Annotated in this window: 21 protein-coding genes, 1 tRNA gene and 2 other RNA genes; 8 read left to right on the top strand and 16 right to left on the bottom strand. The window is 51.2% G+C overall.

Going from position 1 to position 23,831, the window contains the following annotated elements:
* Positions 1 to 355 precede the first annotated feature (355 nt).
* On the top strand, positions 356 to 1,627 hold the full coding sequence (locus HEN33_RS12200; protein WP_176262791.1) for an aromatic amino acid transport family protein: 1,272 nt from the start codon (positions 356 to 358) through the stop codon (positions 1,625 to 1,627).
* Positions 1,628 to 1,656: 29 nt separating this feature from the next.
* Here the strand turns inward: HEN33_RS12200 and dppF are convergent, their stop codons facing one another.
* The 11 genes from dppF to HEN33_RS12145 form a co-directional block, all read right to left on the bottom strand.
* Positions 1,657 to 2,661: a dipeptide ABC transporter ATP-binding subunit DppF gene (gene dppF / locus HEN33_RS12195; protein ID WP_000107013.1), complete on the bottom strand. Its 1,005-nt coding sequence runs from the start codon at positions 2,659 to 2,661 to the stop codon at positions 1,657 to 1,659.
* A complete protein-coding gene (gene dppD / locus HEN33_RS12190; protein ID WP_001196486.1) occupies positions 2,658 to 3,641 on the bottom strand; it encodes a dipeptide ABC transporter ATP-binding protein in 984 nt (327 codons plus the stop codon). Before dppD ends, dppF begins: the two co-directional genes overlap by 4 nt.
* A gap of 10 nt (positions 3,642 to 3,651) precedes the next feature.
* Entirely contained in the window at positions 3,652 to 4,554 is a 903-nt protein-coding gene (gene dppC / locus HEN33_RS12185) for a dipeptide ABC transporter permease DppC (protein WP_000084677.1), read from the bottom strand.
* A 9-nt stretch (positions 4,555 to 4,563) separates the two neighbouring features.
* Positions 4,564 to 5,583, bottom strand: a complete 1,020-nt coding sequence (gene dppB, locus HEN33_RS12180; protein ID WP_000938853.1) for a dipeptide ABC transporter permease DppB — start codon at positions 5,581 to 5,583, stop codon at positions 4,564 to 4,566.
* A 307-nt stretch (positions 5,584 to 5,890) separates the two neighbouring features.
* Positions 5,891 to 7,498, bottom strand: coding sequence for a dipeptide ABC transporter substrate-binding protein DppA (dppA, locus tag HEN33_RS12175; protein WP_032304013.1), 1,608 nt, complete (start codon positions 7,496 to 7,498; stop codon positions 5,891 to 5,893).
* 627 nt (positions 7,499 to 8,125) lie between these two features.
* Positions 8,126 to 8,246, bottom strand: a non-coding RNA gene (locus HEN33_RS12170) — RtT sRNA.
* Positions 8,247 to 8,279: 33 nt separating this feature from the next.
* Positions 8,280 to 8,413, bottom strand: a non-coding RNA gene (locus tag HEN33_RS12165) — RtT sRNA.
* Positions 8,414 to 8,447: 34 nt separating this feature from the next.
* A tRNA-Pro gene (locus HEN33_RS12160) sits at positions 8,448 to 8,524 on the bottom strand.
* A 91-nt stretch (positions 8,525 to 8,615) separates the two neighbouring features.
* The gene (gene eptB, locus HEN33_RS12155) at positions 8,616 to 10,307 is read right to left on the bottom strand and encodes a kdo(2)-lipid A phosphoethanolamine 7''-transferase (RefSeq protein ID WP_001269242.1); all 1,692 of its coding nucleotides are present in this window, start codon (positions 10,305 to 10,307) and stop codon (positions 8,616 to 8,618) included.
* A gap of 323 nt (positions 10,308 to 10,630) precedes the next feature.
* A complete protein-coding gene (locus tag HEN33_RS12150; protein WP_032185395.1) occupies positions 10,631 to 11,839 on the bottom strand; it encodes an L-lactate MFS transporter in 1,209 nt (402 codons plus the stop codon).
* Positions 11,840 to 12,067: 228 nt separating this feature from the next.
* Positions 12,068 to 12,766, bottom strand: coding sequence for an autotransporter outer membrane beta-barrel domain-containing protein (locus HEN33_RS12145; protein ID WP_000584470.1), 699 nt, complete (start codon positions 12,764 to 12,766; stop codon positions 12,068 to 12,070).
* Between the two features lie 157 nt (positions 12,767 to 12,923).
* Here HEN33_RS12145 and tag point away from each other — a divergent pair, with 157 nt between their 5' ends.
* Both tag and HEN33_RS12135 read left to right on the top strand, forming a co-directional pair.
* Positions 12,924 to 13,487, top strand: a complete 564-nt coding sequence (gene tag, locus HEN33_RS12140) for a DNA-3-methyladenine glycosylase I (RefSeq protein ID WP_176262790.1) — start codon at positions 12,924 to 12,926, stop codon at positions 13,485 to 13,487.
* The gene (locus HEN33_RS12135; protein WP_000617470.1) at positions 13,484 to 13,924 is read left to right on the top strand and encodes an N-acetyltransferase; all 441 of its coding nucleotides are present in this window, start codon (positions 13,484 to 13,486) and stop codon (positions 13,922 to 13,924) included. Before tag ends, HEN33_RS12135 begins: the two co-directional genes overlap by 4 nt.
* Here HEN33_RS12135 and bisC read toward each other — a convergent pair.
* On the bottom strand, positions 13,893 to 16,226 hold the full coding sequence (gene bisC, locus HEN33_RS12130) for a biotin sulfoxide reductase (protein ID WP_176262789.1): 2,334 nt from the start codon (positions 16,224 to 16,226) through the stop codon (positions 13,893 to 13,895). The genes HEN33_RS12135 and bisC overlap by 32 nt on opposite strands.
* Before the next feature lie 152 nt (positions 16,227 to 16,378).
* On the opposite strand from bisC, the gene HEN33_RS12125 reads away from it, so the two are divergent.
* Positions 16,379 to 17,038 (top strand): OmpA family lipoprotein, encoded by a 660-nt coding sequence (locus HEN33_RS12125; protein ID WP_000747625.1) that lies wholly within the window; start codon positions 16,379 to 16,381, stop codon positions 17,036 to 17,038.
* A gap of 103 nt (positions 17,039 to 17,141) precedes the next feature.
* Complete coding sequence (gene ghrB / locus HEN33_RS12120) at positions 17,142 to 18,116, top strand: glyoxylate/hydroxypyruvate reductase GhrB (protein WP_176262788.1); 975 nt, start codon at positions 17,142 to 17,144, stop codon at positions 18,114 to 18,116.
* Between the two features lie 49 nt (positions 18,117 to 18,165).
* Here the strand turns inward: ghrB and HEN33_RS12115 are convergent, their stop codons facing one another.
* On the bottom strand, positions 18,166 to 18,876 hold the full coding sequence (locus tag HEN33_RS12115) for a DUF3053 domain-containing protein (protein WP_000190516.1): 711 nt from the start codon (positions 18,874 to 18,876) through the stop codon (positions 18,166 to 18,168).
* Between the two features lie 433 nt (positions 18,877 to 19,309).
* Between HEN33_RS12115 and HEN33_RS12110 the strand changes: the two genes are divergently transcribed.
* The 3 genes from HEN33_RS12110 (at position 19,310) to HEN33_RS26340 (ending at position 20,305) form a co-directional block, all read left to right on the top strand.
* The gene (locus tag HEN33_RS12110; protein WP_000455798.1) at positions 19,310 to 19,600 is read left to right on the top strand and encodes an HTH-type transcriptional regulator; all 291 of its coding nucleotides are present in this window, start codon (positions 19,310 to 19,312) and stop codon (positions 19,598 to 19,600) included.
* A gap of 280 nt (positions 19,601 to 19,880) precedes the next feature.
* On the top strand, positions 19,881 to 20,093 hold the full coding sequence (cspE, locus tag HEN33_RS12105; protein WP_000014594.1) for a transcription antiterminator/RNA stability regulator CspE: 213 nt from the start codon (positions 19,881 to 19,883) through the stop codon (positions 20,091 to 20,093).
* A gap of 140 nt (positions 20,094 to 20,233) precedes the next feature.
* Positions 20,234 to 20,305: a hypothetical protein gene (locus tag HEN33_RS26340; RefSeq protein WP_212734940.1), complete on the top strand. Its 72-nt coding sequence runs from the start codon at positions 20,234 to 20,236 to the stop codon at positions 20,303 to 20,305.
* Here the strand turns inward: HEN33_RS26340 and hokA are convergent.
* The 3 genes from hokA to glyQ all read right to left on the bottom strand — a co-directional run bounded on the left by hokA (position 20,282) and on the right by glyQ (position 23,746).
* Positions 20,282 to 20,434 carry a type I toxin-antitoxin system toxin HokA gene (gene hokA, locus HEN33_RS12100; protein ID WP_001135727.1) on the bottom strand — a complete coding sequence of 51 codons (153 nt, stop codon included), beginning with the start codon at positions 20,432 to 20,434 and terminating at the stop codon, positions 20,282 to 20,284. The two genes, HEN33_RS26340 and hokA, sit on opposite strands and share 24 nt — an antisense overlap.
* A 321-nt stretch (positions 20,435 to 20,755) precedes the next feature.
* Positions 20,756 to 22,825, bottom strand: coding sequence for a glycine--tRNA ligase subunit beta (gene glyS / locus HEN33_RS12095; protein ID WP_001291786.1), 2,070 nt, complete (start codon positions 22,823 to 22,825; stop codon positions 20,756 to 20,758).
* Positions 22,826 to 22,834: 9 nt separating this feature from the next.
* Positions 22,835 to 23,746 carry a glycine--tRNA ligase subunit alpha gene (glyQ, locus tag HEN33_RS12090; protein ID WP_001168544.1) on the bottom strand — a complete coding sequence of 304 codons (912 nt, stop codon included), beginning with the start codon at positions 23,744 to 23,746 and terminating at the stop codon, positions 22,835 to 22,837.
* Positions 23,747 to 23,831 lie beyond the last annotated feature (85 nt).

Below are 23,831 nucleotides of genomic sequence, written 5' to 3'. Positions count from 1 at the left end.
AGCAACCAATGCCACCAGGGATTAAGCCCCCGCAACATTGCGCCTCACCGGAACCTTTCCGGCTTGCCGCTGATTTTACGATTGCTTTTTACCGTCAGCACCCGGCAATCTTCCTCATTGCGTGATGCCTTCCAGCTTAATTTCTTTATTTGCAATAGTTGCAGTTCATATCCGAGCTGACTCCAGACTGGTAGTGAAATGCGCAATTTTGTAGAATTGCGCCTCCTCGCGACCTCCCCAGTGAATCTGTTGCCTCATTTTTTACATACTGCGTATTCGACTTCTCCACCTGTTGCGCAAGAGAAACTGGGTTTATTCATTTTTGCGAGGCCGACTTCTTTCTGGACAGGACTTTATGCAGCACAACACACTACCGAAACACGATCAGAAAATGCCGTTTACACGCTACGACTTCGGCTGGGTTTTATTATGCATAGGCATGGCGATTGGTGCCGGAACCGTGCTGATGCCAGTACAAATTGGCTTGAAGGGAATTTGGGTATTTATTACCGCAGCGATCATTGCTTATCCTGCCACCTGGGTAGTGCAGGACATTTATTTAAAAACCCTCTCTGAAAGCGATTCCTGTAATGACTACACCGATATTATCAGTCATTACCTGGGGAAGAACTGGGGAATTTTCCTCGGGGTTATCTACTTTTTGATGATTATCCACGGGATTTTTATCTACTCTCTCTCCGTGGTTTTCGACAGCGCCTCGTACCTGAAAACCTTCGGTTTAACCGATGCCGATCTTTCACAATCTCTACTTTATAAAGTCGCCATTTTCGCCGTACTGGTGGCAATTGCGTCTGGTGGTGAACGATTACTGTTTAAGATTTCCGGGCCAATGGTGGTGGTCAAAGTAGGGATTATCGTCGTGTTCGGTTTTGCGATGATCCCGCACTGGAATTTCGCCAATATAACCGCCTTCCCGCAAGCCTCCGTCTTTTTCCGCGATGTCCTGCTTACCATTCCCTTTTGCTTCTTTTCTGCGGTATTTATTCAGGTACTTAACCCAATGAATATTGCCTATCGTAAACGGGAAGCGGATAAAGTACTGGCAACCCGGCTCGCGCTGCGTACCCACCGAATTAGTTATGTCACGCTCATCGCGGTGATCCTGTTTTTTGCCTTTTCGTTTACCTTCTCAATTAGCCACGAAGAAGCCGTTTCTGCCTTTGAACAAAATATCTCGGCACTGGCACTGGCCGCGCAGGTGATCCCTGGGCATATCATTCATATCACCTCTACGGTGCTGAATATCTTTGCCGTACTGACCGCATTCTTTGGCATTTATCTCGGTTTCCACGAGGCCATTAAAGGCATTATTCTCAATCTGTTAAGCCGAATTATTGATACCCAGAAAATTAACTCACGCATGCTGACTCTGGCGATCTGCGCTTTTATCGTCATTACGTTGACGATTTGGGTTTCGTTTCGTGTATCGGTGCTGGTGTTCTTTCAGTTGGGAAGCCCGTTATATGGCATTGTGTCGTGCCTCATTCCATTTTTCCTGATCTATAAAGTCTCACAACTGGAAAAACTTCGCGGGTTTAAAGCCTGGCTGATTCTGCTGTACGGCATTTTGCTGTGCTTGTCACCACTATTGAAGTTTATTGAGTAAACCGGAGCGCATGGCCCCGGTTTTGTGAGTTAACGCTGCGGATTTTCATCCTGATCAACAGCAAAACAAGCTACCAGTTGACCGCCGTAGTCTTTTAGCTGCGGCTGCAACTGGGTGCAGGGGCCGAAGCGCCGACGACAGCGGGCGTTGAAGGCGCAACCCGGCGGTGGATTCAGCGGGCTTGGCAGTTCACCGGTGAGCTTAATGCGCTCGCGACGATCGTCCGGATTCAGACGCGGTGTTGCTGAAAGCAGCGCCTGGGTGTACGGATGACGCGGATTATTGAAGATTTGGTCTTTCGTACCTTTCTCCACGCAGCGGCCCAGGTACATCACCATCACTTCATCAGCAATGTGCTCTACCACCGACAGGTCGTGAGAGATGAAGACATAAGACAGCCCCAGTTCCTGCTGCAAATCCATCATCAGGTTGAGCACCTGCGCACGTACCGAGACGTCCAGCGCGGAAACCGGTTCATCGGCAATCACCACATCCGGGTCGAGCATCAGACCACGGGCGATGGCGATACGCTGACGCTGACCGCCGGAGAACATGTGCGGATAGCGATCGTAATGCTCGGTTTTCAGGCCGACTTTCGCCATCATCGACAACGCTTTTTCCCGACGCTGTTCTTTGCTTAAACCTGTGTTGATCAGCAGCGGCTCTTCGAGAATTTGCCCGACTTTTTTACGCGGATTCAGCGAGCCATAGGGATTCTGGAAGACGATCTGGATTTTCTGCCGACGCAACTTCTGCGCCTGCGGATCGTGCTTGAGCAGATCCTGCCCCTGGTAATACAGTTCGCCGCCGGTAGGTGTTTCGATCATCGTCAGCAGCCGACCGAGGGTCGATTTACCGCAGCCAGATTCACCCACTACCGCCAGCGTTTTGCCACGTTCAAGGTTGAACGAAACTCCGTCCAGCGCTTTAACCAGACGTTCCGGCGCGAACATGCCTTTCTTCACCGGATAATGTTTTTTCAGGTCGATAGCCTGCAACAGCGGTTGTTGCAGGGTGGCCTCTTGCGTACTCATAGTGTGGGCCTCCCGGCATCATCAAGTGGGTAGTGGCATTTGGACTGACGCCCGTCAGCGAGCATATTCAACGCCGGTTCTTCAGCGCGGCATCTGTCAGTGGCATAGGGACAACGCGGGTTAAGCAGGCAGCCATTCGGACGGTCGTATTTGCCAGGAACGACGCCAGGCAATGACGCCAGACGTTCTTTGTCCTGGGCAAATTCCGGCAGCGCGCGCAGCAATGCCTGAGTATACGGATGACGCGGTGCATGGAAGATGGCGTGGGCATCGCCCGTTTCCACCACCTGGCCTGCATACATGACGATGATTTTATGCGCCGCTTCCGCCACCAGCGCCAGGTCATGGGTAATCAACACCAGCGCCATGTTCTCTTTCTGCTGCAGCTCCAGCAGCAGTTCGATGATTTGTGCCTGAATGGTCACGTCCAGCGCGGTGGTCGGCTCATCAGCAATCAGCAGTTTTGGCCGACAGGCAATCGCCATGGCGATCATCACACGCTGGCTCATGCCGCCAGAAAGCTGATGCGGGTAAACATCCAGACGCGATGCCGGATCGGGAATACCGACCTGATTCAGCAGATCAATCGCCCGCTGACGGCGAGTGCTCTTATTACCGCCCTGATGTACCTTAATTGCTTCCATAATCTGGAAACCTACGGTGTAACACGGGTTGAGGCTGGTCATCGGGTCCTGGAAGATCATCGCCACTTCGGCGCCCACCAGGTTGCGGCGCTCTTTTTCTGAGATACGCTGCAAATCCTGGCCGTTAAACTCCAGCTTTTCTGCCATCACGCGGCCCGGATAATCAATCAGCCCCATAATCGCCAGTGAACTGACCGACTTACCAGAGCCGGACTCACCCACAATCCCGACCACTTCGCCCTGTTTTACGCTGTAGCTGATACGGTCTACGGCGCGGAACGGTGCGCTTTCGTCACCGAAATGCACCGATAATTTATCTACATTTAATAACGCCATCTCGAACCTCTTACTGCTTCAGTTTGGGATCGAGCGCGTCACGCAGACCGTCACCCATCAGGTTAAATGCCAGCACCGTCAGCAGGATCGCCAGACCAGGGAAGGTCACGACCCACCAGGCGCTTTGCGCGAACTGCAACACGTCGGAGAGCATGGTGCCCCACTCAGGCGTTGGCGGCTGTGCCCCCATGCCGAGGAAACCAAGAGCAGCCATATCGAGAATGGCGTTAGAGAAACCGAGCGACGCCTGAACAATCAGCGGCGCAAGGCAGTTCGGGAAGATGTTAATAAACATCTGACGCATCGCCCCGGCACCCGCCACGCGAGACGCGGTAACATAATCGCGGTTAACTTCCACCAGCACGGCGGCGCGGGTTAAGCGGACATAGTGCGGCAAGGCAACGAAGGTCAGCGCCAGCGCGGCGTTACCAATCGACGGGCCGAAAATCGCCACCAGCACAAGTGCCAGCAGCAGACTTGGCAGCGCCAGCATGATATCGACCACGCGCATGATGATGTTATCAACCAGACCGCCAAAGTAACCGGCGATCAGGCCGAGAATAACGCCCATAATCAGCGACAACACCACTACCAGACAGCCAACCAGCAGCGACAAGCGCGCGCCGTACATCAGCCGCGACAGCACATCACGACCTACGTCATCGGTGCCCAGCAAGTGCGCCATACTGCCGCCTTCTTGCCAGGCTGGCGGGGCGAGCAGTGCATCGCGGAACTGTTCCGCCGGGTTATACGGCGCAATCCAGTTGGCAAAGATCGCGATAAACAGCACGATGACGACGTAAACCAGCCCGACAACCGCGCCTTTGTTGCGTTTAAAATAGTGCCAGAACTCCTGTAACGGGGTCATCGGCACCGGTGCGCTAATCACTTTATTTTCAGTAACCTGTGACATGATGTCCCCTTACTTCTTATGACGAATACGCGGGTTCACCACGCCGTACAGCAGATCGACCAGCAGGTTGACGAGGATAATCATCGTCGCCACCAGCAATACGCCGCCCTGCACCACCGGATAGTCGCGGCGTTGCAGTGCGTCAATCAACCAGCGCCCCAGACCGGGCCACGAGAAGATGGTTTCGGTCAGAATCGCCCCCGCCAGCAATGTTCCCACCTGGAGGCCGATAACGGTCACTACCGGCAGCATCGCGTTACGCAGCGCATGGACGATAATCACCCTAAGGCGGGTCAGCCCTTTGGCGCGCGCGGTGCGGATGTAATCTTCACCCAGCACTTCCAGCATCGAGGAGCGCGTCATACGTACAATGACCGCCAGCGGGATAGTACCCAGCACAATGGCGGGCAAAATCATATGGGCGACAGCATCAATAAAGTTGCCGTCTTCACCCCAGATGGCGGTGTCGATCAGCATAAAACCGGTTAACGGATTAGAATCATCGAGGAACACCATGTCGCTCACGCGACCGGAGACAGGCGTCAGGTTCCAGTGCACCGAAACCAGCATGATCAGCATCATGCCCCACCAGAAGATCGGCATCGAGTAGCCGGTCAGCGCCAGGCCAACGGCTGTATGATCGAAAATAGAACCACGTTTAACCGCAGCCAGCACACCAACCGGAATACCGACCGCGGTAGCAAAAATCATCGCACAGACGCCAAGTTCCAGCGTGGCCTGGAAGCGCGGCACGAACTCTTCCCAAACCGGGATGCGGCTTTTCATCGAAATGCCTAAATCACCGTGCATTACACCCCAAATGTAATGGAGATACTGCTGCCACATCGGTTTATCCAAGCCGAGTTCTGCCAGCAATTGTGCGTGACGCTCTGGGGAGATCCCACGTTCACCCGCCATGATCATCACCGGATCGCCCGGGATCATGTGGACAAAGGCAAATGTGAGAAGGGTAATACCGATAAACGTGGGGATGACGAGTCCCAAACGTCGGAGAATAAACTGCAACATAACCCGGATTCTCTGTAGTGACCCGCAGCCTGGAACTGCGAGTCTGTATTGCTCACAAATCAATTCCCGCCCTTATAGGACAAGGAATTAAGTATTGCTGCCGGATGGCGCTGCACTTAAAGGCACAGCACCACCGGGTATGCAGATTGTTGACAAAGTACGCTTTGGTCATGCCGGATGCGGCGTGAACGCCTTATCCGACCTACAAAATCGTGCAAACTCAATACATTGCAGAACTCTCGTAGGCCTGATAAGCGGAGCGCATCCAGCAGTTTTGCATTTGCCATCAACCTTGTATGGCTTTTAATTATTCGATAGAGACGTTTTCGAAGTGATGTTTGCCTAATGGATCAACCACATAGCCTTTAACTTCTTTGCGTACCGGTTCAAACACGGTGGAGTGAGCGATGATCAGTGCCGGAGCCTGATCGTGCATCACGACCTGTGCTTGTTTGTACAGTTCAACACGCTTGTTGTGGTCGTCGGTAGCACGCGCCGGTTGAATCAGATCTTCAAACGGTTTGTAGCACCATTTTGAGTAGTTGGAGCCTTGTTCAGAGGCAGCGCAGCTGAACAGGGTAGCGAAGAAGTTATCCGGATCCCCGTTATCGCCAGTCCAGCCCATCATTACCGTCTGGTGCTCGCCATCTTTCGCACGCTTGAGGTACTCACCCCATTCATACGTAACGATTTTGGCCTGTACGCCCACTTTCGCCCAGTCAGCCTGGATCATCTCCGCCATGCGGCGAGCGTTCGGGTTATACGGACGCTGTACCGGCATCGCCCACAGGTCGATGGAGAAGCCTTTTTCCAGGCCCGCTTCTTTCAGCAAGGCTTTCGCTTTTTCAGGATCGTAGGTGTAGTCCTGAACGTCGTCGTTATAGCCCCACATGGTTGGTGGGATCAGGTTTTTCGCTGCTACGCCCGCGCCCTGATAAACTGCTTTGATGATGGCGTCTTTGTTCACCGCGTAGGTCAGAGCCTGGCGAACTTTCACGTCATCGAGTGGTTTTTTCTGCACGTTATACGAGAGATAGCCGACGTTCAGCCCCGGCATTTCCATCAGATTGATGGATTTATCCTGCTTCATGCGGGCGATATCTGCCGGGTTCGGGTACGGCATCACCTGGCATTCATTTTTCTGCAATTTAGCGTAACGCACGGAAGCGTCAGGGGTAATAGAGAAGACCAGCGTATCGATCTGTGGTTTGGTGCCCCAGTAGCCATCAAACGCTTTGTAGCGAATACGGGAATCTTTTTGATATTGCTGTAACTGGAACGGACCGGTGCCGATTGGGTTAAGGTCCAGTTTTTCCGGCGTACCGGCTTTCATCATCGCGTCAGCATATTCTTTTGACAGAATAGAGGCGAAGTCCATTGCCAAGTCAGCAAGGAACGGCGCTTCCGGGCGAGTCAGCACGAACTGAACGGTGTTGTCGTCCACCTTTTTCACTTCGCTGATCAGCTCCGGCAAGCCCATACCTTCGAAGTATTCGTAGCTGCCGCCAGAAACTTTATGGTACGGGTTTTGTGCGTTTTTCTGACGATCGAACGAGAACACCACGTCATCGGCATTCAGTTCGCGCGTCGGTTTGAATTCTTTGTTGTTATGCCACTTCACACCTTTACGCAGATGGAAGGTATAGGTTTTACCGTCTTCGCTGACTTCCCACTTTTCAGCGAGGCCCGGAATCACTTCAGTGGTGCCGATTTTAAATTCAACCAGGCGGTTATAAAGCGGTACGGAAGAGGCGTCATAGGTGGTGCCGGAGGTAAACAGCTGCGGGTTAAACCCTTCAGGAGATCCTTCTGAGCAATAAACCAGAGTTTTAGCCTGAACACTTGCTGCGACGGTCATAGCCACCAGGCTGAGACCAAGCTTCAGCATCCCTGACTTTTTCAAGGAAATACGCATTATTCTGCTCCAATTGTGATGTTTGTTGTTTTAACCCTTTGCAGTGGGTTGTCGCTGCCTGACCTTTTTTGTTTTTTACCCGGTCGGGTCAACGTTATGAGGTGGGGATGCCGTACTAATTAACATCAGTGTAACAGTGCGGATCCTCCATAAAATGCCCCTCGTGACCTACAATCTGTCAACAGAATGTGAAAACGTCAATACAGCCAACCGGGATTTACACCAACGGTGAGAATCCACAAACAAAGATTAAAAAAACTTCAAACAGCTATTTGCAGCAGAGAAATTTGTGCTACGCCAACATAACCAGAACAATCAGCTTAATATTTAGCAACATTTGGTGATTAAGTTTTATGCATTTGATGAAAAAAATCTGAGGAAAAGGTGGATATCTGAGCGATTAATACCATGAACGCTAAAACGCACAGCGGAAAATGCCAGCGCCAGCCATAAGTAACGCAAAAAAAGATTTAAGCAAATATAAAAAAAGACAATGGATTCTGTCACAAATCCGTTAATGGATAGTGAGATGTGGGGCGCAAATTTGGCAGGGAAATATGTGGTGTGTTGCCGTTTAGATCGGATAAGACAGGTACGCTGTATCCGACAATGAATGCGGGGCCGTTTTGGTCGGTGCCAGAGGATTACTCGCCACTGCGGGCCGTTGCTGACGCAGCGTTCTCTCGCTTTGCTCGAGTCGAACCTCCCTGCCCCCGGAGGTTCTTATCCTCTTCAGGTCGCAGAAAGCAAAAAACCAGCCCGTAGGCTGGTTTTTCTAAATTGGTCGGTGATAGAGGATTACTCGCCACTTCGTGGCTCGCCCTGCGGGCCGTTGCTGGCGCAACGTTCTCTCGCTTCGCTCGAGTCGAACCTCCCCGCCCCCGGAGGTTCTCATCCTCGTGGGCTTCAAATGCAAAAAAGCCTGCTCGCTGAGCAGGCTTTTCGAATTTGGTCGGTGATAGAGGATTCGAACCTCCGACCCCTTCGTCCCGAACGAAGTGCGCTACCAGGCTGCGCCAATCACCGAATGCGGGGCGCATCTTACTGCGCAGATACGCCCTCGTCAATCCCTTAATAGCAAAATGCCTTTTGATCGGCGAGAAAGTCAGCAGGCCTCTTAGTTAGCCACGACCTCTTTCGCCTGCGGGATGTGACACCAGTTGTTGTTTTCGTTAATACCACCGTCCGGTGAAGTATAGCCAAGACAACCCATGATGGTGTCGTACAGCTCTACGTGACGGCGTGGCACTTTCATATCAGCTTCTTTTTTCAACTGCGCAAATGCCTGCGCGTTGGCTGGATTTTCCAGATATTTATCCGACATCCAGACCATCATCGGTACGCGGAACTGCTCCGGCGGTGCCAGTTCACGCGGTGTGCCGTGCAGGTGCTCGCGTTCGTTAATTGACTCACCGTGGTCAGCTGCGTAGAACACAATCGCTTTCTTATCGCGAACCTGATCAATCACGCTGGAAATAAAGTGATCCACATAGGTCACCGAGTTGTCGTAGGAGTTGATCATCTGCGCTTTGGTACAGCCGCTATCAACACCAATACATTCTGGCTTCCACTGCGCAAAGCTGCGCGGGTAACGCTGGGTGTAGTTAAAGTGCGACCCCTTGGTATGCAGAATGATCAGATGCTTACCATCCGGGTTGCGCCCCAGCGATTGCTGCATTTCGTCTACCAGCAACATATCATCTACCGGCTTGCCGCGGTTACGCGGTTCCGCACCAATCTGCTCACGATAAGCAATGTTGTCTGCCATCGTGTTGCTGTAGAACCACATTTCGCTTTGCATAGCGTAGAGATCAGAACTGAATCCTAACTGCTTCAATACCGCGAAAATGTTCTGTTCTTTTAATGTGCGCTGCGGATTATCTTCTGCTCCACCCTGACGCACAAACATGCAACGCAGAGAAAGTTTGGTCGCCGTGTCACAAGAATAGCCACGAAACGCCGCCAGATTTTTCTCCTGAGCCAGTTTCGGTGTGGTATTGCGTTCATAGCCGAAAATGCCCATATGATCCCAGCGCGTGGTTTCACCAATAATGAAAACGACATATGTATCATCAACGTTTTGTGGAGCCTGGTACGTAAACTTCTTCGCAGGGTTAAGGAGAGAATTGTTATCGGAAGATTCATCGACCCGCGCCCAGGCATAAAGACCTAACGCCGAAAGCCAGTTTGATGGCAGATAAGAGTTCGCGACAACGCCACCATAACTCGGCAAATCAACACCTGTCGCCCTCTCCACTTTCTTCTGCTGGATATCCAGCAAACGAATCGGTGCCCAAACCATAATACCTGCCAGTACGACGACCGCCAGACTCCGAATACGTTGCCCTGGGGTTCGCAGTTGTCGGAGCAAGGTGTAGCGACAGCGGTTATTCCAGATAAGGATAAGAGGTAATGCGCTTACGGCGATTAACCAGAGAATAAAGTTCAGACCAACAACTTCTTTTGACAGATCGATATCGGTGGTCATGACGGATGCGATGATGCCATAACCAATGACCACATTAAGGAAAGTCATGTAATAGCTGGCACCTGCAGAAAAGAGCACCACCAGCGATGCCAGAATTCGCCAGCTGCGGCGGCCAAACAGCGAAAGCAGACGCAGTAAAAAGAAGGTCACCAGTACGGTAGCGACCAGTTCAACAACAGCAGAAACGCCTTTCCAGACGGTAAAATCGTGCGCATAGCTGCCGAAGCGGCGGTAAAAAACCGCGCCATTCATAAAAAGGCCAATATAGATTGCAAGCAAAAAGCTCAGCTTCTGCTGTGTAATCGATTTGATGTATCTCATGCAAACAAACCCTGGACAAACAGGTGATAACACCCTGCTTAGTGGCTTTTCAGGCCCGGCAGGGGAAAAGTGCGGAGGTAGTCAGATAAGTAAAATCTACACGCGCGAATAAGTAGACCACAGCAAAGGGAAAAAGTGTGGGGAAAGAGTGTGCATGAAGCACAAATTTACAAAAATGCAAGTTTGAAAAGAGACTTTAGCGTTACAAAAAGCAGTAAAAAGGGCCAGTTCACTGGCCCAAATTTTACGCGTCATTGTTTATACATTGCGTTGAAGCGTTTGATTCACACTAAGGCTAAAGCCCAGTAGCTCGCGGCAGGTCATTAAAGGGAGCCATGCGCCTCACGCAACATTTTCTGCTCTGGCTGGCGAATCGTCGTAGAAAGCGCCAGTGACAGAATCAGCAGGGCGAAAATCACGTAGAAAGTCACATAGAATCCGCCAAACAGTGAAGCGATAATCGAACCACAAATGCTGCCGATTCCGAAACCGAGGTAAATCACACCGTAGTTTTTTGCCAGATTATTTAGGCCGAAGAACTCACTGACCAGTGACGGGAACACAGTGATAGTGCCGCCGAAGTTAAATGCCACGCAGGCAATCGCTGCAAAGAACGTCACTGCATTCAATGGTGCAAACAGCAGGGCCGCCATGCCCACCAGCGAAATGACCTGACCAATGGTGATAACACGGATACGGGCGATTTTGTCAGACAGAATGCCCAGCACCAGACGACCAGAAAGGTTGGCGATGGAAATAACCGTCACAGCATTGGCTGCGGAAATTGCATCAAGATGCGCCAGACTTTGAGCGATATCTTTCGCCACGCCAATCACATACAGGCCACTCATGCAGGCAGTCAGGAACATAACTGCTAACATCCAGTACTGCGGTTTACGCATCGACTCTGCCAGCGTGTAATCCTTCTCCACCACACCATTGCTGGTTTTCACTTCCTGTTTCGGCGCATCTTTCATTAACGTTGCGCCAAAGATAATCATCACCAGTACAATCGCGCCCCAAATAACAAAGGTTTTTTCCAGACCGACCGTTTCCAACAGTTGCGTATCGATAAATTTGAAACCCAGACTACCAAGTCCATAAGAACCAATAGCGAAAGCAGAGATGAGTCCCTTACGCTCCGGGAACCACTTCACGCAGTTAGAGAGCGTCAACAGGTAACCCGCACCATCCGCCAGACCAACCAACACACCGGCGCTTAACCACAGCATCATCAGGTTGTTGGAATGTGCTGTCAGGAAGAAACCTAATCCCAGCAAAATGCCGGAAGCCATAGTGACGCGTTTAACACCAAAACGTTCTTGCAATTTGCCCGCAACAGAAGACGAAATTGCCAGCCCCAGACTTAACAAGCCGAAAGAGAAAGCAACCTGGCTTACCGGAGCCCCCAGCTTGGCAGAAAGCGCGCCGTTAAACAGACTCCAGGTATAAACCGACCCCAGGGCAAACTGGGTAATGATAGTACCGATGAGTGTCAGCCAGCGAGTACGCTGATAATTTGAAGGTGTCATGGCAGTATTCCTGCAGTAATAAAAAGGAAAAATCTCTGCTGACAACCATAACGAAGTGCACTTTATGCCTGGGGAAAAACGGCATGAAATGCCATCAGAACGGAATGAAATGCATTAGTTCAGGAATGAATGACTCGACAATTATTCACCAAATTTATTATTTAGTAAGTTAGTCCCCACTATCGCCACATTAGTTGTTATTTATGGGTTTCAATTGTTTCTATAACGTTAAAATCTGGCACTAACCCCCATCGTATACAGATAGTCATTATTGTTCGTGGTATTTTCTGCCTGAGATAACGCAGCGTAGGCGGCAATATTTTGATTGAGCAACATATCAGCACCTACCGTGACATCCAGCCAGTTGCCGTTCTGGTTTGTCGCCGTCATCCGGCTTAAGCCTGATTGCGCCTTCCAGATATTCTCGCCAAATTGCTGGTTATAGCTGATTTGCGCCCAGGGCCGGAGATCGCCAAGCCGGGAGTCAACACGCCAGCCTAAGGTACTCACGCTGGCATGCCATAACGGATCGGTCAGTGTAGTAGTACTGTCGCCAAACTCGTTATACATCGAGGTGGTTGTACCATCGTAATGTAATGCCGCGACCGGGCCGGTTGTAACCTGTTCATATAAAGGAAAATTCCAGCCCATACTCATACTGCTGGTCACATCCACAGGGGTTTCTTCCGCCAGATTGACTTCCAGTCCCAGCGCCCTTTGGCTACTTTGAATACGTTGCGACAGAATATCGTTGTAATCAGGTTGATGATCGCTATCCCAGGTGTAGCGCTCTGTGGAATGTCCGGGTTGCGTATCAACGATATATTCTTGTTGCCAGGCGTAAGCTGTGTTGAGAAAAAAGGCACTGATTACCACGCTCGCCAGCAGGCTTAACTGCCAGCGACCACCACTTTTTTTTATGATCATTAACACGACTCCAGAGAAGAGCCGAATTCGGCAATATTATTGTCATTGTATGAAGGATATCGGGCATAGTAGCCCTGTATTAAATATTGACTTTTTCACCGATGCGTCAAGAAAAGCGGCTGAAATTTTTACGATCGGGTACATAGCGAGGGAAAGTATGGAACGTTGCGGCTGGGTGAGTCAGGACCCGCTTTATATTGCCTACCATGATAATGAGTGGGGCGTGCCTGAAACTGACAGTAAAAAACTGTTCGAAATGATCTGCCTTGAAGGGCAACAAGCAGGGTTATCGTGGATCACCGTCCTCAAAAAACGCGAAAACTATCGCGCCTGCTTTCATCAGTTCGATCCGGTGAAAGTCGCAGCAATGCAGGAAGAGGACGTCGAAAGACTGGTACAGGACGCCGGGATTATCCGACATCGCGGGAAAATTCAGGCAATTATTGGCAATGCGCGAGCGTACCTGCAAATGGAACAGAATGGCGAACCCTTTGCCGACTTTGTTTGGTCGTTTGTCAATCATCAACCACAGGTGACACAAGCCACAACGTTGAGCGAAATCCCTACATCTACGCCCGCCTCCGACGCTCTATCTAAAGCCATGAAAAAGCGTGGTTTTAAGTTTGTTGGTACCACAATCTGTTACTCCTTTATGCAGGCATGTGGGCTGGTGAATGATCATGTGGTTGGCTGCTGTTGCTATCCGGGGAATAAAGAATGATTCGGGAAGCGCAACGTTCAGAACTCCCCGCGATCCTCGAACTGTGGCTGGAAAGTACAACCTGGGGGCATCCCTTTATAAAAGCGAATTACTGGCGTGATTGCATTCCGCTGGTGCGGGATGCCTATCTTGCCAACGCGCAAAACTGGGTCTGGGAAGAAGACGGTAAGCTTCTCGGTTTTGTCAGCATTATGGAAGGCCGATTTCTGGCAGCGATGTTTGTCGCACCGAAGGCCGTCAGACGCGGTATTGGTAAGGCGCTAATGCAGTATGTGCAGCAGCGCCATCCCCATCTGATGCTGGAGGTTTATCAAAAAAATCAACCGGCGATAGATTTTTACCATGCGCAGGGTTTTCACATTGTCGACTGCGCATGGCAGGATGAAACCCAACTACCCACCTGGATTATGAGCTGGCCGGTGGTTCAAACGCTGTAAGTGTCAGTTCCGGACCGTTGTATTTTTCCAGCCATGCCAGCGCCGTATTACCCGCACAGCCATTCCCCAGCCGCGAGCTGGGGAGATCTTTGGTCAGAACGTTCACCGCGCCGTTTTTACAAATACCGTCAGCGGTTAAATCCAGATCCGGCCATGCCCCTTCATGAATGCAAATCACGCCAGGTTTAATTCCCTCGCTAATGACCGCTCCGGCAAGAATTTGCCCGCGTGCGTTCCACAACCGAACAATATCGCCATCTTGTATGCCGCGCGCCTGGGCATCGTCAGGATGAATGGTGACAGGCTCACGATTTGCCACCGCGTACAATTCGCGCAGAGAACTGTAATTCAGCTGGCTGTGCAGACGATGTGCCGGATGAGCAGAAAGTACCTGCAACTGTTCCGGTTCGGCATTGCCCTGCCATTCGTCCGGCTCCAGCCACATTGGATGCCCAGGGCAATCCGGATAAGCGTAATCGGCAATACGCTGCGAGAAGATTTCAATCTTGCCGCTGGCGGTTTTTAATGGATGCGCCTGCGGATCGCGGCGAAAATCGGCGAAGCGAATAAACCGCTCGCTGTCCGGGTTTTCCGGCATCTCAATTAACTGGTTGGCTTCCCAGAACTCAGCAAATGGCGGCAATTCAACCTGCTGGCTTGCCCCGCGCTGCCGTGCAACGTTATAAAACGTTTCCAGCCATTGCAGCTCACTTTTTCCTTCCGTAAACCGCGCATAGCCGCCCTTCTCCCAACGTTCACTCAACTCGGCAAAGACATCAAAATCATTACGCGCTTCATAACGTGGAGGCACCACTTGCTTCATCGGCACCAGATGCTGATTACTGTAATCGCCGGTCATGGTGAGGTCATTACGCTCAAACGAGGTGGTTGCAGGGAGGACGATATCGGCGTGTTTCGCCGCTGCCGTCCAAAAGCATTCGGAGATCACCACCAGCTCCGGTTTTTGCCAGGCACGAATCAGACGATTGGTATCCTGATGATGAGTAAAGTTGGCGCCGCCCGCCCACCAGATAAAACGAATATCCGGGAAGTGACGGTTCATGCCATTGTGTTGGTATGCACCGCCAGGGTTTTCCAGAGCTTCAACAATACGGGCTACAGGGATTTTATCTACCGCATCGGTGCCACCTGGCAAGCTGCCCTGCATAGATGAAAGCACCGCAGCGCGGCGCGTAGGGTTACCACCATTGGCAAAATGGTAAGAAAGACCAAAGCCCCCGCCAGGCGTGCCGATTTGCCCTAACATTGCTGCCAGGGTGACGATCATCCAGTGTTTTTGCTCACCAAACTGCTGGCGCTGCATTCCCCAGCCAGCCATCAGCATGGTGGTATTTTGATGAAAAATAGCCGCCATTTCGCGGATTTTCTCTGCGTTAATCCCACAAATTTCTGCCGCCCATTCGGCATTTTTCGCTATTCCGTCACTCTCGCCCAGCAAATAAGAGGCGAAGACGTCATAACCTGTGGTGCAACGCGCCAGAAACGCTTCGTCGTGCCAGCCATTTTCCACCAGCGTATGGGCGATCCCCAGCATCAGCGCAACATCGGTGCCCATGTGCGGTGCCACCCACTCCATTTTATCGCCAAAGAAATCGACGGTTTCCGATCGCATTGGATCAATGCAGATCAGCTTTTTCCCGCTGTCAAGCAGTGCGGAAAAGTAAGAAAGCCCCTGCTCATCGGATGCATTCCACGCAATTTTCAGCGTATTGAGAGGGTTAGCGCTCCACAACACCACGACATCGCTATGTTCCAGCACCAGCGGCCAACTGGTTTGCTGTTGATAAACTTCGCTGCCCCCCACGACATACGGCATGATCGCCTGTGCTGCACCGGTCGAATAATCCCCCAGATGCCCGGTATAACCGCCTGCCAGCGCCATATAGCGTTGTAATAATGTCGAGGCCTTATGCAGCACGCCGTTTGAACGCCAGCCGTAGGAACCAGCAAAAATCGATGCCGGACCATAAGCCTCACGAATACGTTTATGTTGTTGGTGAATAAGCTCCAGCGCCTCATCCCAACTCACACGAACAAATTCATCCTGCCCGCGAATGCCTTGCGGGTTTTCCGGTGACGCAAGAAAGCCTTTGCGCACCATTGGAAATCGTACCCGCGTATTACTGTGAACCTGGTCGCGAACCGCGCTCTGCAAGGAGTTTTCCATTCCTGTGGCTAACGCGCCACGCGAGCTAAGCACGGTTTCGCCGTCGGTTTCAACCAGCATGGGCCCCCAGTGGGCGGCAGTCAGAACGGAATATCGTGAGGATGAGTTGGCCAAACCGAAGGCTCCTGAAAGGTTAAATGTATTGATCAGTTAAATATTACTTACAAATTTCCGAGTATTCCCAGGAATAATCTTCATGTTCACGCGGCATAATCTCCCGCCACGGAACCCGTGGCAAAGAATAAAAAGGTTATTAAGGATTAACAATGAAGAAACGTGTTTATCTTATTGCCGCCGTAGTGAGTGGCGCTCTGGCGGTATCTGGCTGCACAACTAACCCTTACACTGGCGAACGCGAAGCAGGTAAATCTGCTATCGGCGCAGGTCTGGGCTCTCTCGTTGGCGCGGGTATTGGTGCGCTCTCTTCTTCGAAGAAAGATCGCGGTAAAGGCGCGCTGATTGGTGCAGCAGCAGGCGCAGCTCTGGGCGGCGGCGTTGGTTATTACATGGATGTGCAGGAAGCGAAGCTGCGTGACAAAATGCGCGGCACTGGTGTTAGCGTAACCCGCAGCGGGGATAACATTATCCTCAATATGCCAAACAATGTGACCTTCGACAGCAGCAGCGCGACCCTAAAACCAGCGGGCGCTAACACCCTGACTGGTGTTGCAATGGTGCTGAAAGAGTACCCGAAAACGGCGGTTAACGTGATTGGCTATACCGACAGCACTGGGGGTCACGACCTGAACATGCGTCTCTCCCAGCAGCGTGCGGATTCCGTTGCCAGCGCGTTGATCACCCAGGGCGTGGACGCCAGCCGCATCCGTACCCAGGGTCTTGGCCCGGCTAACCCTATCGCCAGCAACAGCACCGCAGAAGGTAAGGCGCAAAACCGCCGTGTAGAAATTACCTTAAGCCCGCTGTAATCCCTTTCATGCCAGGTGATGCAAAAATCACCTGGCATTCTTCAGTTTTCCTTCATCATATTTCAGGCTAAGGTGATCGCCTTATCAGTGAATGGAGAGAAGAATGAAGCCGTCCGTTATCCTCTACAAAGCCTTACCTGATGATTTACTGCAACGCCTGCAAGAGCATTTCACCGTTCATCAGGTGGCAAACCTCAGCCCACAAACCGTCGAACAAAATGCAGCAATTTTTGCCGACGCCGAAGGCTTGCTGGGTTCAAATGAAAACGTTGACGCCGCATTACTGGAAAAAATGCCAAAACTGCGGGCCACTTCAACGATCTCCGTAGGCTATGACAATTTTGATGTCGATGCCCTTAATGCTCGAAAAATCCTGCTGATGCACACGCCAACCGTATTAACGGAAACCGTCGCCGATACGCTGATGGCGCTGGTGTTGTCTACCGCTCGTCGGGTTGTGGAGGTAGCAGAACGGGTAAAAGCAGGCGAATGGACCGCGAGCATAGGCCCGGACTGGTACGGCACTGACGTTCACCATAAAACACTGGGCATTGTCGGGATGGGACGGATCGGCATGGCGCTGGCACAGCGCGCGCACTTTGGCTTCAACATGCCCATCCTCTATAACGCGCGTCGCCACCATAAAGAAGCAGAAGAACGCTTCAACGCCCGCTACTGCGATTTGGATACTCTGTTACAAGAGTCAGATTTCGTTTGCCTGATCCTGCCGTTAACGGATGAGACGCATCATCTGTTTGGCGCAGAACAATTCGCCAAAATGAAATCCTCCGCCATTTTCATTAATGCCGGACGTGGCCCGGTGGTTGATGAAAATGCACTGATTGCTGCATTGCAGAAAGGGGAAATTCACGCCGCCGGGCTGGATGTCTTCGAACAAGAGCCACTGTCCGTAGATTCGCCGTTGCTCTCAATGGCCAACGTCGTCGCCATACCGCATATTGGTTCTGCCACCCATGAGACGCGTTATGGCATGGCTGCCTGTGCCGTGGATAACTTGATTGATGCGTTACAAGGAAAGGTTGAGAAGAACTGTGTAAATCCGCACGTCGCGGACTAAGCCGCGACTGCGTGGAGTAAAGCCCGATAATCGCCCGGGCTTTTACTCTTTATTGGGTTGCAGTAACTGCTGTAGTCCAGGCCTGATTAAACGCCTGATGCTGTGCCGGTAATGGCGCAATCAGTTTGTTATATTCACTTGCCTGCTGCGAAGTCGGGAACTGGATGCCATTTGCGACAAAGCTCACCTGAGTACCTTGCTGAGCAATGTAGTCTCCAACCATCACCAGTTGTTGCGTGAAAGTTTGTGCCGCCGGAATCAACGGTTGCAAAGCATCAGCTGGCGTCGTTACCACTTTGGTGAATGCCTGATCAAAGACCGGTTTCAGGTCATCGCTCTGTTTTAGCGCAGAGTGCGCAGCATCGGCCTGCAACTTCGCATTTTGCAGCTGTTGCGCCAGCACACCCAGAGAACCGTTCATTTCACGCAATGGGCCGCTTTGCGTAACGTAATCCTGCGGTACGCGAATTGCGTTAACGCTGTCTACAACCGGGCGCAGACCGGAATCCATCGCCTGATTCACCTGCTGAGAATAACCATACAGAATCGCGTAATCAGAGACAAAAGGACCAAACTGTTTTTTCTGATCGGCAGTCAGGGTTGGTAGACGTTCACCGCTACGCATCACTGTATTCTGCAGGAAGTCGATAAACGCTTTACGCTGATCGCCTTCTTTATCAAAACACCCACTCAGGCTAACTACCATTAATAACGCCGCAAGAGGCGCAAACCAGCGAGAGCAGGACTTTCCTGTCGCCATTTTCTTACTCCTTTCACCCAAAAAAAGCGCACAACGACACACGCGTGTCTGACGTGACAAGGATAGTCCAGGACAGGCTTGCAGGATACCCTTTCTACGTAATCTTCCTGGTAAAATCATGGAGAAAACGAAACAAGGTTAATTTGTTGTTTCATTGTTAAAAAATGATAGTGCCGTTGCTTTTTTTGTAGCCAGAGATTTACGCCTTCTCAGAACGTTAGATTTTCGAAATCTTTACAAACCGGGAGTGGTAAGAGATATATCGGCATTTATCAGATCGTTAGGTGGCTATAAGTCACGCTAAATGACTGGCTGAATCGAATCATAGCCAGAGCATGCCCTGACTACACCCCGCTGTGTCTGTTTTTCCCGACTATTCTTAATGAGCTTCGATGCAATTCACGATCCCGCAGTGTGATTTGAGGAGTTTTCAATGGAATATAAAGATCCAATGCATGAGCTGTTGAGCAGCCTGGAACAGATTGTTTTTAAAGATGAAACGCAGAAGATTACTCTGACGCACAGAACAACGTCCTGTACCGAGATTGAGCAGTTACGTAAAGGTACGGGGTTAAAAATCGATGATTTCGCTCGGGTTTTGGGCGTTTCCGTCGCCATGGTAAAGGAATGGGAATCCCGACGCGTTAAGCCTTCAAGTGCCGAACTAAAATTGATGCGTCTGATTCAAGCTAACCCAGCGTTAAGTAAGCAGTTGATGGAATAGACTTTTATCCACTTTATTTCTGTTTACGGTCCTGATGACAGGACCGTTTTCCAACCGATTAATCATAAATATGAAAAATAATTGTTGCATCACCCGCCAATGCGTGGCTTAATGCACATCAACGGTTTGACGTACAGACCATTAAAGCAGTGTAGTAAGGCAAGTCCCTTCAAGAGTTATCGTTGATACCCCTCGTAGTGCATTTCCTTTAACGCTTCAAAATCTGTAAAGCACGCCATATCGCCGAAAGGCACATTTAAATTATTAAAGGTAATACACTATGTCCGGTAAAATGACTGGTATCGTAAAATGGTTCAACGCTGACAAAGGCTTCGGCTTCATCACTCCTGACGATGGCTCTAAAGACGTGTTCGTACACTTCTCTGCTATCCAGAACGATGGTTACAAATCTCTGGACGAAGGTCAGAAAGTGTCCTTCACCATCGAAAGCGGCGCTAAAGGCCCGGCAGCTGGTAACGTAACCAGCCTGTAATCTCTGCTTAAAAGCACAGAATCTAAGATCCCTGCCAAATGGCGGGGATTTTTTTATTTGTTTATTCAGGAAATAAATAATCGTTCGCGTAATAAAATCTATTATTATTTTTGTGAAGAATAAATTTGGGTGCAATGAGAATGCGCAACGCCGTAAGAAAGGCGGGAATAACTTCCCGCCGAAGACTCTTACTCTTTCAAATTGCAGGCTAAAAATGCCGCCAGCTCATAACTCCCCTGTTTAATATGCAATTCACACAGTGAATCTCTTATCATCCAGGTGAAAAATAAAAGCGTGCAACAAATCACTATTAAAGAAAGTAATCTATATTTCTGCGGCATTCCCAGCCTCCTGTGTTGATTTCCAACGAGTAAGAGGCTAACCTTATGGTGTTCAGGCATAGGGTAGCCTCACTTTGATTTATAGTCAGGTGGGGCTTTTCTCTGTCTGCCTTTCGGTGAATACCTGAGACAAACAGTCTCAAGCACCCGCAGCTATTCTAGCTTAATAAGTTCGTTTCTTCTCCTTGATATAATCCTAAAAAAATCTCATAAAATTAATATATGAGACAATCTTTATTCATCAGAAGATTATTAAAGGTTGCTCTATTATTTAGCGATAAAAAAGCCTGCCAGATGGCAGGCTTTTTAATAACGACGTTATTACTGCAACAGCGAAATATCCGCAACTCGCAGGAATAATTCGCGCAGTTTCTCCAGCATGGTAAGACGGTTGATTCGCAATTCTTTGTCATCAACCATGACCATCACTTTATCGAAGAAGGCATCAACCGGTTCACGCAGCTCAGCCAGTTCGACCAGCGCATCCTGGTAACGACCTTCAGCAAAGTACGGCTCTAGCTTGTCACGTAGCACCACAACCTGCATCGCCAGTTTAATTTCTTCCGGCTCTTTCAGAGTAGAGGCATTCACGCGGTCGCTCAGCACTTCGTCAGATTTCGCCAGAATGTTAGATACACGCTTGTTCGCCGCCGCCAGTGCTGCAGCTGCATCCAGGGTACGGAAGTGCGATACCGCTTTCATTCGGGCATCGAAATCAGCCGGACGAGTCGGACGACGCGCCAGTACCGCCTGGATGGTGTCAACGGTGTAACCTTCGTCCTGATACCAGGCGCGGAAGCGACCGAGCATAAAGTCGATAACATCATCAACCACGTTGGCATTAGTCAGCTTATCGCCATACAGACGCACTGCTTCTTCGGTCAGGGTTTGCAGGTCAAGATTGAGGTTCTTCTCAACGATAATACGCAGCACGCCAAGTGCGGCACGACGCAACGCAAACGGGTCTTTGTCGCCTTTCGGATGCTGGCCGATACCGAAGATACCCGCCAGAGTATCCATCTTGTCAGCTATCGCCAGCGCACAGGCTACCGGGTTAGACGGCAGGTCATCACCGGCAAAGCGCGGCTGATACTGCTCGTTCAGCGCCACGGCAACATCTTCCGCTTCGCCATCGTGACGCGCGTAGTGCATCCCCATAACGCCCTGGGTGTCGGTGAACTCGAAGACCATGTTGGTCATCAGGTCGCACTTGGACAGCAGGCCCGCACGGGTTGCGTGGTTAACGTCAGCGCCAATCTGTTCAGCAATCCAGCCAGCCAGCGCCTGGATGCGGTCAGTTTTGTCGCGCAGTGTACCCAGCTGTTGCTGGAACAACACGGTTTGCAGGCGCGGCAGGTTATCTTCCAGCCGTTTTTTACGGTCGGTGTTGAAGAAGAACTCGGCATCCGCCAGACGTGGGCGAACGACTTTTTCATTACCGGAAATAATTTGCTGCGGATCTTTCGATTCGATATTGGCAACGAAGATAAAGTTCGGCAGCAGTTTGCCGTCGTTCGCATACACCGGGAAGTATTTCTGGTCACCTTTCATGGTGTAAACCAGCGCTTCAGACGGCACCGCGAGGAATTTCTCTTCGAATTTTGCGGTCAGCACAACCGGCCATTCCACCAGCGAAGCGACTTCTTCCAACAGGCTTTCGCTTAAGTCAGCGTTACCGCCAATCTTACGCGCCGCTTCTTCGGCATCGGCTTTAATCTTCGCCTTACGTTCTTCGTAATCGGCGATAACTTTCCCGCGCTCACGCAGAATTTCCGGATACTGATCGGCATTGTCGATAGTAAATTCCGGCTCGCCCATAAAACGATGGCCGCGAATCACGCGATCGGACTGAATGCCCAGAATGGTAGCCGGAATAACTTTGTCGCCCAGCAGCAGGGTCACGGTGTGAACCGGACGCACGAAGTGCACGTCGCTTGCGCCCCAACGCATCAGTTTCGGGATCGGCAGCTTCGCCAGCGAAGTGGCGACCATATTCGGCAACAGTGCTTCAGTGCTTTCGCCCTTCACGTGGGCGCGATACAGCAGCCATTCGCCTTTATCGGTAGTCAGACGCTCAGCCTGGTCAACGGTAATACCGCAACCACGCGCCCAGCCTTCTGCCGCTTTGCTCGGTTTGCCTTCAGCGTCGAACGCCTGGGCAATCGCCGGGCCGCGTTTTTCGATTTCACGATCCGGTTGTGCTTCCGCCAGGTTAGCTACTTTCAGCGCCAGACGACGCGGAGCAGCAAACCATTGAACGGTGCCATGTGCGAGGCCAGCGTTATCCAGCTCCGCAGTAAAGTTCGCAGCAAAGGACTCAGCCAGGCTGCGCAGTGCTTTTGGTGGCAGCTCTTCAGTGCCGATTTCCACCAGAAAAGTTTTCTCAGACATAGCCGCCTCTTACTTATCTTTGTTGCACATCGGGAAGCCGAGGGCTTCACGGGAAGCGTAGTATGCTTCTGCCACTGCTTTGGTCAGGGTGCGAATGCGCAGAATATAGCGCTGACGCTCAGTGACGGAGATGGCTTTACGCGCATCCAGCAGGTTGAAGCTGTGGGCGGCTTTCAGAATACGCTCGTAGGCTGGCAGCGGCAGCGGATTTTCCAGCGCCAGCAGCTGCTGCGCTTCTTTCTCGTATTGCTCGAAGCAGGTGAACAGGAAGTCCACATCCGCGTATTCGAAGTTGTAAGTGGACTGCTCCACTTCGTTCTGATGGAACACGTCGCCGTAGGTGGTTTTACCCAGCGGGCCGTCGCTCCAGACCAGGTCGTAAACGCTGTCTACGCCCTGAATGTACATTGCCAGACGTTCCAGACCGTAGGTGATCTCGCCGGTAACCGGTTTACACTCCAGACCACCAACCTGCTGGAAGTAAGTGAACTGCGTCACTTCCATGCCGTTCAGCCACACTTCCCAGCCCAGCCCCCAGGCACCCAAAGTCGGGTTTTCCCAGTTATCTTCCACGAAACGGATATCGTGGATAGTCGGGTCCATGCCCAGCTCTTTCAGAGAACCAAGGTACAGCTCCTGAATATTGTCCGGCGATGGCTTAATGACCACCTGGAACTGATAGTAGTGCTGTAAACGGTTGGGGTTTTCGCCGTAGCGACCATCGGTCGGGCGACGAGAAGGCTGAACATAAGCAGCCGCCATCGGTTCTGGCCCCAGCGCGCGCAGACAGGTCATTGGGTGAGAGGTTCCCGCGCCGACTTCCATGTCCAATGGTTGAACAATGGTGCAGCCCTGGCGAGCCCAGTAATCCTGTAAGGTCAGGATCAAGCCCTGGAAGGTCCTGGTATCAAACTTTTGCATATTATTTCGTGCTGGATACGTGTGGATTTAAAGGAAGGGATCAGTATACCCGCTGGATGGAAGATATACAGTACGAAACGGGAAA

This window comes from Escherichia sp. 94.0001 (assembly GCF_013369155.2).
Taxonomy (GTDB): domain Bacteria; phylum Pseudomonadota; class Gammaproteobacteria; order Enterobacterales; family Enterobacteriaceae; genus Escherichia; species Escherichia coli_F.
The sequence above is the reverse complement of the archived record's forward strand: the minus strand, read 5'-3'. Positions and strand labels throughout refer to the sequence as shown.